General features: G+C 72.3%; 4 protein-coding genes. All 4 read right to left on the bottom strand.

Annotated features, from left to right (window positions below):
• Positions 1-16: 16 nt before the first annotated feature.
• Positions 17-2431, bottom strand: a complete 2415-nt coding sequence (locus ABIE39_RS18075) for a family 43 glycosylhydrolase (protein WP_074808758.1) — start codon at positions 2429-2431, stop codon at positions 17-19.
• Between the two features lie 160 nt (positions 2432-2591).
• Positions 2592-5489 (bottom strand): beta-xylosidase family glycoside hydrolase, encoded by a 2898-nt coding sequence (locus tag ABIE39_RS18070; protein WP_354052923.1) that lies wholly within the window; start codon positions 5487-5489, stop codon positions 2592-2594.
• Positions 5490-5645: 156 nt separating this feature from the next.
• Positions 5646-9824 (bottom strand): beta-L-arabinofuranosidase domain-containing protein, encoded by a 4179-nt coding sequence (locus tag ABIE39_RS18065; protein WP_354052921.1) that lies wholly within the window; start codon positions 9822-9824, stop codon positions 5646-5648.
• Between the two features lie 211 nt (positions 9825-10035).
• A complete protein-coding gene (locus tag ABIE39_RS18060; protein ID WP_354052934.1) occupies positions 10036-13830 on the bottom strand; it encodes an alpha-L-arabinofuranosidase family protein in 3795 nt (1264 codons plus the stop codon).
• Positions 13831-14248: the final 418 nt, after the last annotated feature.

Raw genomic sequence — 14248 nt, 5'->3', positions numbered from 1 at the left:
TGCGGGTCGTCCGGCGTCAGCCGCAGGAGAGGTCGCCGTAGGCGGCCTCGTGCGCCGTCTCGACCGTGGCGCCGTCGAGCACCGCGGTACCCGTGGCGGTCGCGACCCCGGCCGCGAGCGACGCGGACCGTGCGGCGAACGACTGGTACGCGTTCGCCCCCGGTGCCACGTCACGCACGACCCGCGTGCCGAACGGGGTGACGAGCTCGACGTCGGCCGCGACGTCGGCGAGGTTCGTCGCGCGCACCGCCACGTAGGCCTTGCCCGCGAGGCAGCGTGCGGACGCGGTCACGTCGAGCTCGACGGCCGGGCCGGCGGCGTCGGCCGCGAACTCCCACGTGTCCACCTCGACGAGGTCGACGCCCGCGGGGCCGGCGAACGTGAAGTACACGTCGTGGACGCCGCGCACGCCCTCGAGGGCGGCGGTCACGTCCGCCCACTCGCCCACGGGGGTGTCGAGGTCAAGCGTCCCGACGACGGCACCCTCGCGGTCGTCGAGGCGCACCTCGACCGTGGCGCCCTCGACGAGCGGCTTCACGCGCGCCGTGACGCTCGCGGCACCGTCGCCGAAGTCGACCGACGACAGCGCCGACCAGTCGCCGGCGTCGACGTCGCGGACGACGAGGTTCGGCGCCTGCGTGCCGAACTGCGCCGAGCCGCCGTCGACCTTCGCGGTGGTGAGGCCCTGCTGCCACGCGAACGTCTCCGCCTCGAGCACCTGGAACGGGTCGAGGTCCTTGACCTGGTCGACGCCCGCGTAGTCGCCGACCACCTGCTGGACCGTGCCGTCCGCGTTGAACGTCAGCTCCTGGATGTGCGGGCTGCGGTAGCCCTGCGTGGTGCTGCCGTTGATGCGCTTGTTGAGCGTGGGCGCGTGGTACGTGAAGTAGTACTTGCCGTCCAGCTCGAACACCGACTGGTGGTTGTTGCCGCCCGTGCCCGCGCCGAAGAACTGCGACTGGTTCGGGAACATCACGCCGGCGTACGTCTCCTTGGGGAACGACATCGGGTCGTCGGAGATCATGTAGCCGATCTGCCCGCCGCCCGGGTACCCCGGGAGCGTGGCCTGGTTGCCGCCGAAGTCGTTGCCGCCGAAGTGCGACGAGTACGACAGGTAGTACTTCCCGTCGCGCTCGAAGACCTGCGCCGCCTCGAACGCCACGGGCGCGTCCACGACGGCCGCCGTGCCCTGCGTCGAGACCATGTCGTCGCCGAGCTCGATGACGCGGATGTTCTTCGGGTTGTTGAACCGTTCCGCCGCGGGCATCGACGTCGACGCCGGGCCACCGCCGAAGTAGAGGTACGCGCCGTCGTCGGTGACGAGCGGCGCCGGGTCGAACTTCCAGGCCACGGCCTCGGCGCCCGGGGTGCGCCCGTCGATGAGCGTGCTGTCGCGCTCGCTCGTCCAGGGCCCGAGCGGCGAGGCGCCCGTGATGACGTTCGACGACCCGCCGCCGTTGGCGTAGTAGAGGAAGTACTTGTCGACGCCGTCGACCGTCTTCTTCGCCATGCCCGGCGCCCACGAGTTGTTCGTGAAGGGCGCGACGCCCTGCGGCCCCGCGACCTGGATCTCGCCGTGGTCCGTCCAGTTCACGAGGTCCTCGGACGAGATGAGCGTGATCTGGTTGATGCTGCCGTAGTTGATCTGCGGCGAGACGCCCGTCGCCGGGTCGGGCGCGTAGCCCTGGGTGTCGTTCGTCATGTACATGTACACGCGCCCGTCCTCGACGAACCCGAACCCGTCGGCCCCGAACTTGTGGGAGATGAGCGGGTTGTGCTCGCCGGGCAGCTTGCCGAGCACCTCGATCGTCTTCGAGGGCGGCCCGGGCGGGGCGGCGCCGACGACGGAGACGTCGTCGAGCACGAAGTCCATGAGGTGCGTCGCCGGGTCGGCGGACGGGTTGCTCGTCCACGGCGTCTCGAAGAACAGCCGCGCGGTGCCGACGTTCTGGTCGGCCGGGATCGTGAACCGGCCGTCGAACGTCGCCCACTGGCCCTTGGTCGCGGTGACGCTCACCAGGTTCGTGTACGTGCCGCCGCCGTAGTGCATCGTCGCGAAGAACTGCTTGGAGGCCGGGGCCGCGGCCGCGTCGTACCGGATCTTGGCGGTGAGCTCGTACGTCTCGCCCGCGCGGACCTTGCCGCTGAGGTCCTGCATCGGACCGGAACCGGTCGTCGCACGCTCGGTGGTCAGGGCCGCGGCCTCACCCGCGAACGCCTGGTCGGTGGTCGACAGCACGGCCGTGTCGGTCGCGTTGCCGTTGTTGACGAACCAGCCGGTCGTGCCGTCCTCGAAGCCGCCGTTGACGACCAGCTCCTCGTCCGCGGCGTACGACGGCAGCGCGGCGAGCGACGCCGAGAGCAGCGTCGCGAGCGCGGCCCCGGCGACGGCGCCGCGCAGGCGACGTCGTCTGCGGTGGTGCGTGTCCATGGATCCTCCTCGATCGATGTGTGTCCTGCGCGTCCGCGCACCGTGCGCGGACGGTCGTGCCCGACGGCGGTCCCCGCCGTCGTCCTGCGTCCCCCTCCTCTCGCGCCGACCCGGCGCAGCCGGGGCGGCCTGCCGGGGCGAACCCCGGACCAGCCGTGCGTCAGCGGCCGAACGGCACCGTGCGGGTCGTCGTCGCCGCGTCGGTCTCGCGCGTGACGGTGACCGTGACCTCACCGGCAGGTGCCTGCGGGCGTCGCGTCGCGAACGCCTGGTAGGCGCTCGCGCCGGGACGCACGTCGGCGAAGGTCCGGCTGCCGTACGGCGTGGCGACCACCACGTCCACCGGGACGTCCTCCTCGTTCACGACGCGCACGGCGACGTAGTCCGTGCCGGCGAGCGCGCGCAGGCTCGCCTCCGCCGCGAACGCGACGTCCGGGGACGTCGTCGGCTCCAGCGACGCGACGGCGAGCGCGAGCGCCCGCGCGGGCGCGTCGGCCTGGTTCTGCGTCGACGGCGCGGTCGTCGACCGCGCCCAGGCGAGGGCCTGCTCGACGGCGGCCCACGACTCGGCCGTGTAGCCCGCCGGGTCGAGCCCTCCCGCCTCGGCCACGACGGCGTCGAGCGCCGTCCGGTCCGCGCCGCCGTCGGCGTCGAGCACGTCGCTCAGGAGGAAGTGGTCGAAGTCGACGTGCCCGCCGGTCTGCTCCTTCGCGTAGGAGAAGAGGCCGAACCGGTAGCCCATGAAGTGGGACAGGCTCCAGTCCATGACGAGCGGCCCCTGGCGCGGCCCGAGCGGCTGCCACGTGCGCCCGTCGAGGCTGAAGGAGTACTGCACCCAGAGCTGGCCGCCCGGCGAGGCGAAGTCCGCGTCCGCCTTGAGATGCACGTCCGTGCGCTCGCCCAGCGGAACCTGCGACCCGGGGACGAACGACTCGACCGCGTCGCGGTCGATCGTGTCCGTGAACGGCTGGAGCCGCGTGACGAGGCCGAGCGTGCGCTCACCGTCGACCTGCTGGACGCCCGCGTACGCGAAGCTGCGGCCGTAGACGGCGAGGCCGGCGACGTCGCCGTCGAGCATCCCCGACACGTCGAGGCGGGTCTCCGCGGAGGCCGTCGGCCCGAACGTGCGCTGGCCGAGCGTGTTGCGCGCCTCCTCGAGGTACGTGAGGTCGCGCCCGGGTGCCTTGGTGTACTCCGCCTCGCCGGTCACGACGTGCCCGTTGGTCAGGCGCAGCCAGCCCTCGCGCTCGGTGAGGGACCAGTACCGGTTGTCCGGCGCGTGGTTCCACTGCCAGGCGAGGTCGAGGTCCGAGCCGTTGTAGGACACCTCCTCGAGCGTGGGCGTCTCGACGTCCGGCGCGCGGCCGACCACGGAGACGTCGTCGAGCAGGTACTCGACGCTCGACGACGGCGGCTGCGGGTTGCCCCACGGCGTCTCGACCGCGAGCTTGAAGGTCCGGACGTCGGCGTCCTGCGGGACGGTGTAGGTGCCCCGCACGGTCGTCCACTCCCCCGGCGTGGCGTTCGCCCACGCGAGCGTGGTCACGCCCGCGCCCCAGTCGCTGACGAGGTTGAAGCGGACCTGCGCCGGCCCGGAGGCGTAGCGGACCCGGGCCGAGACCTCGTAGGTCACGCCCGCCTGGATCTTCCCGCCGAGCTGCTGGTTCGGCCCGGAGCCGTTGAGCGTCCGGCCCGCGACGCGCAGCGCGCCCGTGCCCGACGCCGCGCCGCTCGTCTCGCGCGACAACGTCGCCCCGAACTGCGCGGCCCACGGCGCGGTCCCGGCGTCCTCGAACCCGGGGTTGGCGACGAGCTCGACGCCGAGCAGGGACTCGTCGTACGTCGGCGCGTCGGGGACCTCCCAGACGGTGTCGCTGAAGGCGCGGTGCTCGGCGTCGTTCGCGAAGTCGTCGGAGGCGACGATGCTCTTCAGCCGCTCCCGGCGCTCGGTCGCCGCGTCGAGCACGATCGGCTTGGCGAACGTGTCGCCGACGCGGACGACGCCGTCGTCGCCGAACGTCGGCCAGCCGTCCTCCCACGTCGCGGGGATGAGCGCGGGGATGCGGCCGAGGGGGTAGGTGTCGCGGAAGAACATCCCCCACCACTCGTAGCCGCCCGCGCCGTCCGGCACCTCGACCAGCCCGCCCTGGGCGAAGCCGTCCGAGTTCAGCGCGCTGCGCGCCTCGTACGGGTTCGAGCCGTCGGCGGTCTGGTAGCGCCCGAGGAGGTGCGGCGAGCGGAAGAGCACCTCCTGCCGGTTCTGGCCGCTGGGCCACGTGATGATCGCGACGTAGTACTCGCCGTCGATGTAGTGGACCTGCGCGCCCTCGAACAGCCCCCCGACGAACGGCTCGCCCGCGTAGTCCGCGGCGCGGAAGATGTTCGGGAAGTCGGCCTCGATCGCGGTGAGGTCGTCGTTGAGCCGGACGGCGCTCGTCGCGCCCGAGCCGTAGAAGATGTAGGGCGTCCCGCCGTCGGCCTCGTCGAAGAACAGCGACGGGTCGTGGAACCCCCGGCCGAGCGCGGTGCGCTCCCACGCGCCGTGCTCGACGTCGTCCGTGCGGAAGAGGTACGACCCCCCGAGGTCGTTGGTGTTGAACACCACGTAGAACGTGCCGTCGCGGTAGCGCAGCGAGGACGCCCACTGCCCGTTGCCGTAGCCGTTCTTCCCGTTGCGCAGCGACGACACGTCGCCGACGCCGAGCCGGTCGTAGACGTAGCCGACGATCTCCCAGCTCACGAGGTCGTACGACTTCATGATCGGGGCGCCGGGGGCCAGGTGCATCGTCGTGCTGATCATGTAGTAGAGGTCGCGGCCCTCGTCGTTCTCGGTCGCGGGGACGCGCGTGACGCTGATGTCCGGGACGTCGCTGCGCAGGAGCGGGACGTCGTACGTCCCGTCGCCGCGGTCGGTCGTGGTGAGCCCGGTGAGGGCGGTCGCCGTCGGGGGGTCGTCGTCGGCCGTCGTGGCGGCGTGCGCCGCGGGCAGGCTCGCGCCGAGCGCGAGCACGCCCGCCACGATCGTCGCCGCGGCTCGTCGTCTCCGGTGTCTGCTCATGTCGTTCCTCCTCGTCGAGGTCCTGCTGCCAGGGGGGGGTTCATCTCCGCGATATCGATGTCGGTACCGATATCGCAGCCGGTGCGTCGCTGCCCTGCGGCGTCCTCGCGGCCCGTCGGACCGACCGCGAGGACGCCGGTGCAGCGCGCGGGTCGCTCAGCCGCAGGTACGCGGCTCGATGTCGACGTCGTGGGTCGTGGTGACCGGGGCGCCGTCGAGCACCGCCGTCGCGGTGACCGTCGCGGTGCCGGCGGGGACCGTCGTCGCGCGGGACGCGAACGACTGGTACGCGTTCGCGCCCGGGGCGACGGCGGTGGACGACCTCTCCCCGTACGGCGTCGTCAGCGTGACGTCCACGGGGGTGGCGCCCGTGTTCGTGGCCCGGACCGCCACGTAGGCCTTGCCGGCGAGGCAGCGCGACGAGACCTCGACGTCGAGCGGGACGACGGCCGTGGCGCCCGGCACGATCTCGACCCGGTAGGTCGTGGCCGTCTCGTGGTCCTGCGCGACGCCGACGACCTCCACGGTCCGGGCGCTCCCGTCCGCGGGGAGGGAGACGGTGCGGCCCTGCGTGTCGTCGACCAGCACGCCGTCGACGCGCACGAGGCCGCTGGCCACGTGCGGGTCGGCGTCGAGCACGACGCTCGTCGTGCCCGCGGGGACGGTGAGGGTGTAGTCCGTCACCGCCGGGTCGAACGCAGGGACGAGCGACCCGGTGTCGAACGCGAGCGCCGCGAGCCCGGGCGTCGCGTCGTACGACGCCGCGCGGTCGACCCGGACGCCGAACACGCCTCCGGCCCAGCCGCCCGTCGCCTGGAAGCGGACGGTGACCACGGGGATGCGCTCGCCGTCCTCGTCGAGCACGTGCTCCCCCGCGCTGTCGACCTTCCAGCGCGTGCCCTCGCCGATCTCGAGGTACTTCGCCGGGAGCTGCGTCGTGTCGACGTAGAACCCCTGCGCGTCCTTGGTCGGAGCGTTCGCGACCGTGGTGATCGTCTTCAGCTTCTCGTCGTTGACGTACACGTCGAAGACGCGGCCCTGGTCGCCCGAGTAGAGCGTGACGCCCAGGTGGTTCGACGCCGAGGCCGGGTCGACCATGAGGTCGTAGCTGAACCAGCCCGTGCCGTTGGCGTGGCGGAACTGGCGGCCGGAGAACGTCCCGACCGACGACCCGCTCTGCTTGAGGTTCTTCGCGTTCTCGAAGTTGTTGTCGTCGAAGCTGGTCAGGCTGTCGACGGTGCGGTCGGCGTCGCGCAGCTCCTGCTTGGCGCGCAGGATGCGCTCCTGCGACGCGGCCGAGTCCGGCTCGTCGAGGTGGAGGTACAGCCCGTACGTCACGTCCCAGTTGGTGTGGTGGGGCGTGAGGACGAGGTCGCCGCCGTCGGCGGTGTTCCGCAGCTCGAGCTGGACCCGCCCCTCGGCGTCGTCCTCGACACGGACGAGGTTCTCCGCGATCCGCTCCTTCCACTCGTCGGCGCCCATGTTCGCGGCCGTGATCGTCGTCTGGGCGTCGGCGTCGCGCGTGGACGAGCGGACGAGGATGCCCGTGCCCTGCCACGCCGGCTCGGGGACCTCGCCGAGGTCCGCGGAGAGGACGACCGGCCCGTACCGGAAGGCCACGAAGTACGGGTTGTCCGGGGTGTCGACGACGGACGCCGCCATCGGCATCGTGTACCGGACGACGTCGCCCGCGACGACGGGCAGCACGACGTACCCGCGCGACACGTGCGGCTCGACAGTGGCGCCGTTCACCTCGACCGCGGGCTCGCCCGCGATCCACGACGGCACGCGCAGGCGCAGCGTCGCGTCCTCGGCGACCGCACCGCCGTCGAGCGCGTCGACGCGGAACGTCACGGTGTCCTCGTTCGGCAGGTTCGCCTCCTGCGTGAGCCGCAGGTTCTGCTCCGCGTGCTCGACCGTCGAGGAGAAGAACATGTTGACCCACACCGAGCCCTGGCCGGTGAAGTAGATCGAGTCGCCGAGCTTGGAGAAGCTCTCCATCCCCGTCCCGGTGCAGCACCAGAACTCGGTGAACGGCAGGTTGTAGACGCGGTGGTAGCCCGACGCCATGGGGTTGAAGTACGTCGTCGTCCCCGTCTCCGGGTTCTGCGACGCGAGGATCGTGTTGATGAACGCGTTCTCGTAGTAGTCGGCGTACCGCACGTCCTTGCTCAGCGTGAAGAGCTCGCGCGCGAGCTTGAGCATGTTGTACTCGTTGCACGTCTCGGCCGTCTCCGCGTTGCGCGCCGTGCCTTGCTCGTCGGCACGCTCGTGCAGCGACCCGGGCGCGTGGAAGTGCTCCGCCTGGCTGTTCGCGCCGGTGACGTACGTGTGGTCGCGCACCACGATGTCGAAGAAGTTCTCCGCCGCCGCGAGGTACATCGGCAGCTCGTCCTTCTCGGCGGGCGTGAGCAGGTCGTAGTAGGCGGGGTTCTGCGTGAACACCTGGTAGCGCTTGAGCGCGCCGAGCAGCTTGGGGATCTGCGTGTTCGCGTGCTTGCCGGGGAGCACGTCCTGGCCCGCGGCGAGCTGACGGAAGAACGTCACCTCGTCGAACGCCTCGGCGGCCTCCTTGATCCGGACGTCGCCCGTGAGGTCGAACAGCTCGTACAGCGCCTCGTTCATGCCGCCGTACTCGGTGCGGAGCATGACGTCCGTGCTCGGGAGCTTCGCCACGCGCCCCTGGACGTAGAGCCCGAAGTCGGTCGCGACGGCGAGCGCCTGGTCCCCGACGGGGCCGTCGACGTGCTCGGCGACGTCGAGCAGGCCGGCGAGCACCTTGTGCAGGTTGTACCAGGGCACGATGACGTTCTCGTCGGACGTCCCGGTGCCCTGCACCTGGTCGAGGATCGACTCGCGGAACGCGGACACGTACCCGGCCGAGCCGGGGTGCGCGGCGGCGTACGCGTCCTGCACGCGCGCGAGCCCGCCCACGCCCTCCTGGATCTCGGTGAACAGCGCGTCCTTCGTCGCCTCGTCCTGCGTCGACGACCACGACATCGCGAGCGCCGAGAGGTAGTGGCCGAACGCGTGGCCGCGGAAGTTCACGGCGTTGCTGCGCTCCCAGCCGCCGTACCCGGCGGAGGTGGTCGGCGTCAGCCCGCCGACCTTGTAGAACTCGTAGAGGAACGTCTCGGAGTCCAGGCTCAGCAGGTACTCGTGCTCCTTCGCGGCGGCGTTCTGGAGGAAGTCGTCGGAGAGCAGCACCGACGGCAGCGCGGTCTCCTCGAGCGGCGTCTCGTCCACGGTCGCGGGCACGACGACCTCCAGGTCGCGCGTCACCGGCTCCCCGTCGAGGTACCGCACCGTCGCGGTGAGCGTGACGTGCGCGTCGTCCTCGCCGATCGCCGGGCGGACCACGGTGCCGTCGGTCGCGACCACGTCCGGGTGCGACGACCGCCACGTCACGGTCGACCCGCGCGAGCCGGTGGTCGGGAGCACGAGCGCGACCGTCGCACGTTCCGGCAGGGACAGCGCGTCCGCGTCGTCCTGCGCGATCGCGTCACGGTCGACCGTGCGGCCGCCCTCCTCGTACAGCCCGACGACGTCGCCCAGGTCCGCGACGGCGTCGTACAGGCGGTAGTCGTCGAGCGCGGCCTTGAGGTAGGCCCCGTTGTACTGCGGCCCGTTGAACCCGATCGTCTTGGGCAGCGCCGGGTCGGACCGCAGGACGCCGGTCGCGTCGCCGCCGACGGCGTTCGCGACGGCGGACGGCACCTGCTCGCCGTTGCGGTAGAACGCGACCGCCTTCGTCGTGTGGTCGTACGTGACGACGACGTGCGTCCACTCGTCCGCCGGGAAGAACGCCGCGCGGTCGGAGCTCGCGACCCGCACCTTGTACGGCTGGCCCGACGCCGGCCCGACCGACAGCGCGAGCGGCACCGTGTCCGACTCGGACGACACGTACCAGCCGTCGGAGTTGTAGGCCCGCTTGTTCCAGGTGATGACGTGCTCGCCCGACAGCTTCCCGCTGGGCTCCACCCAGAACGACAGCGTGAGGTCCTCGGGCTGCAGCGCGGTCGACGACCCGAGGTCGAGGTAGGTGCTGCCGCTCAGGCGCAGGGCCTGCCCCGTCCCGTCGACACCGTCGACGTACGAGTAGCCGGTCGGCGCGGAGCCGGTGTGGCCCCGCAGGGCCACGGGGTGCGCGAGGGTGCTCGCGTCGGCGACGTCGCCGTCGAACGCGAGGTCGAGGACGGGCGCGGGCAGGGCGTCGGCCGCGACGGCGGTCGGTGCCCACGCGGTCACGGCGAGCGCGGCGGCGGCCGCCACGGCCGCCAGCCGGGCCGCGCCGCCGGGTCGACGGCGGACGCCGTCGGTCGGTCGGGGGTGCATCGGTGCTCCTCAGGTCGGCGCGGGCGTCGTCGCCCGCGCGTCGGGACGTGCGGTGTCGTGCGAGGGCGGCCCGCGCGGGTGGCGCGGGCCGCGCCCTCGTGGCCCGCCGGACCGGCCACGAGGGAAGCAGGCTCCCGCGAGGTAGAACCGGCGGTCGCGAGGTAGAGCGCGCGGGCGTCTACCTCGCGACCTGCGGTTCTACGTCACGAGGTCAGCCGCAGTCGAGCGCGTCGTAGGCGACGTCGAGGGTCGAGGTGACGGGCTCGCCGTCGACCACCGCCGTGCCCGTGACGGTCGCGGTGCCGGACGGGGCCGACGTCGCGCGCGCCGCGAACGACTGGTACGCGTTCTTGCCGGGCGCCACGCCCGCGAACGCCTTCTGCCCGAACGGCGTCGCGAGCGTCAGCGCGACGGGGACGTCCTCGCCGTTCGTCGCGCGCACGGCGACGTACGCCGTGCCCGCCAGGCAGCGCGGCACGACCTCGACCGCGAGGTCGAGCTCCGGAGCCGCCTCGGACGCGTGCAGCCGGACGAACGTGATCGAGTGGGCGGGGAACTCGTAGGAGAACGCGTCCCCCACGCCGGTCAGCGTCCGCTCCACCGGGACGACCCGCTCGGGGTCCGCCTTGGTGTTCGTGTCCGACGGCGCGCCCACCATCTCGGTGACCGTCGCCTGGTCCGCGATCCCCGCGGCGCCCTCGACGCGCACCTGCGTGCGCGCCGCGGTCGCGGTGGGGTTGACGACCTTGACGACGACGTCGCCCGTGTCGTCGTCCCGTGTGACGACCTGGTAGAGCGACTTCGTCGACGGCTGCTCGTAGGACATCTGGAGCTCGCCGTCGAGGTAGAGCTCGATCGTCGAGCCCTCGACGACGACCTTGACGTGGTACGGCTGCCCCGCCTCGATGCTGTGGTTCTCGACGGCCTGCACCTCGTTGGCGCTCCCGCCCGACGCACGCTGGAGGGCCTGGCGCGAGTTGTTCCACCCGCCGAGGTTCCACCAGTAGTAGTCGTTCGGACCGCCCGCGGCGAAGCCGACGAGGAAGCCCTCGGCGCCCGACGTCTTGCGCGCGTCGAGCTCGAGCGTGTAGCTCGACCAGTCCTTCGCGTACGCGCCGGCCACGATCGACCGGGCGTCGGTGACGTTCGTCACCGACTGGACGTACGCGCCGTCCTGCGCCGCCCACGTGCCCGACTGCGGCTCCCACTGCGACGCGCCGGACTCGAAGTCGTCCGCGAAGAGCACGTCGCCGCTCGCGTTGTCGGTCACGCGCACGTTGTCGTACTGCGCGGCCGTGTTCCACGTGGAGAGAAAGACGCCGCCGTCGAGCGTCGCGTCGGCGGGCGCCGGACCGGAGTGGGTGCTGGCCACGACCTCGTCGCCCGCGTTCGCGGAGAACAGCTGCTGGACGTAGTAGTTCACCGAGCCCCACGACTCGTCGTTGTCGAACCAGATCGCGTCGGGCGACCACTGGACGTACGACTCGTTGGCGAGCAGCGGCGCGTACGACGCGAGCCGGACGACGTCGGAGTTGCGCTCGAGACCCGTCATGAAGGCGGCCTCGGACAGCGCGTTGGCGAACGTGTTGCCGCGCGACGCGTACTCGCCGAGGAAGACGTGCGGCCCCTCGCGGTCGTAGGAGTCGTAGCGCTCGTCGTTCTCGAGGAACCACTGCGGGTCGTTGTAGTAGTGCTCGTCGACGAGGTCGACGTCCTGCTCGCGGTTGAACTCCCAGAGCTCGTCGAAACGCTGGCCGGTGTCGTCCGGACCGGAGTTCGAGATGATCTGGACGTCCGGGTAGGCGGCCGCGATCGCGTCGCGGAACGCCGGGAAGTTGGCCTCGAACGTCTTCGTGTTCTCCTCGTTGCCGAGGCCGATGTACTTCAGTCCGAACGGCTCGGGGTGGCCCAGCTCGGCGCGCACGGCGCCCCACTCGGTCGTGACGTCGCCGTTCGCGAACTCGACGAGGTCGACCGTGTCGTCGACCCAGCGCTGGATCTGCGCGGGATCCTTCATCTCGGGGATGGTGCTGCCGCAGCCGTTGGCGCCGACCGACACCACGGGCAGCGGCGTCGCACCGAGGTCCTCGGCGAGGAGGAAGTACTCGAGGTAGCCGATCCCGTACGACTGGTTGTAGCCCCAGAAGTTCCAGTTGGTCGCGCGCTCCTCGACCGGGCCGATCGTCTCCTTCCACTGGTACGTGCGACGACGGTCGGTGAAGCCCGACTCCTCGTACGTGCGGAACGTGCCGACGTTCGTCACGCAGCCGCCGGGGAAGCGCAGGAACTGCGGGTCGAGGGCGTCGATCTTCTCGGCGAGGTCCTTGCGGAGCACCGACTTCCCGTTGACCGGACCGACCCACGTGTCCTGCGGGAAGAGCGACACCTGGTCGAGCGCGAGCGTGCCGGCCGCGCCGGAGAGCAGCGCGAGGCGCCCGGCGTTCGTCGTGCCGGTCGCGGTGAGCGTGACGTCGTACTTCTTCCACGCGTCCGAGCCGTCGACGGCGACCTGGCCGGTCGCGTACGCCGTCGTCCCGGCGGCGTCCTCGACCCGCACGGTGACGGTCTGCGCCGTCGCCGAGCGTGCCCAGACGGAGAAGTCGTAGGACTCGCCCTCCTCGACGAACAGCCCCGTGTTGTACCCGGCGTTGCGCACCCCGGCACCCGCGGCGGTCGTCGTGAGGTGGAGGTAGGTGCGGTTCGACGCGTTGAGCCGCCCGGCGTCGTTCACGACCTGGGTCGTCGCCGTCGCGCCGCCACGGTTCGCGGCGCTCCACGCCGTGAGCCCGGTGAACGACCCGTTGTCCTGGTTGGTGAACTCGAACGACCGGTTGCGCACGAGCTCGGCGTACAGGCCGCCGTCGGCCGCGTAGTTGATGTCCTCGTAGAAGATGCCGTAGAGCTCGTCGCTCATCTCCGTGCGCTCGCCGGCGAGGTCCACGGTGATCTCGTGGTCGGCGCTCGTGGCGGGGGTGATCGTGAGCTTCGTGGCCGCGTCGCGCGGACCGAGGACGAGCGCGCCGTCGGACGCGCGCACGCCGGCGTACCGCTCGGGGTCCGCAGCGCTGCGCAGCCAGACCGCGCCGCCGCCCGCGTCGGTGAGCCGCAGCGCCGTCGCGTCCCCGCCCGCGGTCCCCAGGGAGAGCCGGGACGAGCCGGAGACGACGACGGGACGGTCGCCGGCGGCGAGCGTCACCGGGGACGTACCCTCGGCGCCGTCGACCGCGGTCGCCTCGAGCGCGACGGTCGTCGCGGGGCGCTCGTCGTCGAGGGCGAGGCCGTCGTCGGTCGCCACGAGGTACCGCGCCGCGCCCGGGCCCGCGAGCGTGAACGCACCGTCGGGCACCTGGTCCGCGCCGTCGGCGGCCTGGACGGCGACGTAGTCGAACGCCGCGGTGTGCGCCGCGCCGCTCTGCGCGGCGAGCGCGTAGAGGCCCACGTGCGTCGTCGGGAAGTCGACGGTCACCGAGCCCGCGGGCTGCCACGCGGTGCCGTCCCAGTAGCTGGTGGCGATCGTGTCGCCGGTGCGCTGCATGCGCAGCGTCTCCCCGGTGGAGCCCGGGCGGTCGGTGAAGGCGGCCGCGCTGAAGACGCCGCCGGTCTCGACGTCGTTCTCGATCGCGCGGCCCGACGGCGAGAGGTCGCCCACGAAGGTCAGACCGGACCGCACGTAGTTGTCCATGTCCTGCCACGCGACGAGGCCCGCGCCCTGGTAGACGGACGTGACGGGCGCCTCGAGCCGGGTGACAACGGTGAAGTCGCCCGCCGGCACGTCGAGCAGCACGACGTTCTTCGCGCTGTTCGCGTCCTGGTACGTGTCGCCCGGCTGCGAGGTCAGCGTGAGCTTCCCCCCGGCGACGGACAGCGCCTCGGGCACGGGGTTGACGACAGTCCAGTCGGGACCGAGCGCGGCGCCGTCGAACGCGTCGACCCACGCGCCGTCGGGCAGGTCGGGCTCCGCGGCGGAGGCCGGCAGCGACGTCGCAAGCGCGACCGTGCCGACCATCCCCGCCACGAGGGCGACGGCGACGGACCGGCGGCGCGCCGGTCTGCTCCGGGGCCTGGGAGGGGACGGGTGAACAGGCTTCTCCATGGGGCTTCCTCTCTTCGTCGAGAGACACGCACCGTTGCGTGTGAGCGTTCACAAGTTCGGCCCGAGCCTAGTGTGAGCGCTCACATTCCACAAGGGCGGCGTCATGACACCGCCGGGCGGGCGTGCGCCCGACCGACCCAGGGGTGCCGGCCCCCGTCCTGCTCCGGTGACCCCGGGCCGTCGGGCCCGGGCAGACGGCCGCGGGGGCCGCCCCCCCCCCCGGGGGGGGGGGGGGGCGCGCCGGGGGGGGGGGCGGGGGCGGCCCCCCCCCCCCCCCGCCCCGCGCCGCGGGGCGCTGGAGAACCGCCCGCCCGCCCCCGCCCCCCCGCAA

This window comes from Cellulosimicrobium sp. 4261, from assembly GCF_040546915.1.
Classification (GTDB): domain Bacteria; phylum Actinomycetota; class Actinomycetes; order Actinomycetales; family Cellulomonadaceae; genus Cellulosimicrobium; species Cellulosimicrobium cinnabarinum.
The sequence above is the reverse complement of the archived record's forward strand: the minus strand, read 5'-3'. Positions and strand labels throughout refer to the sequence as shown.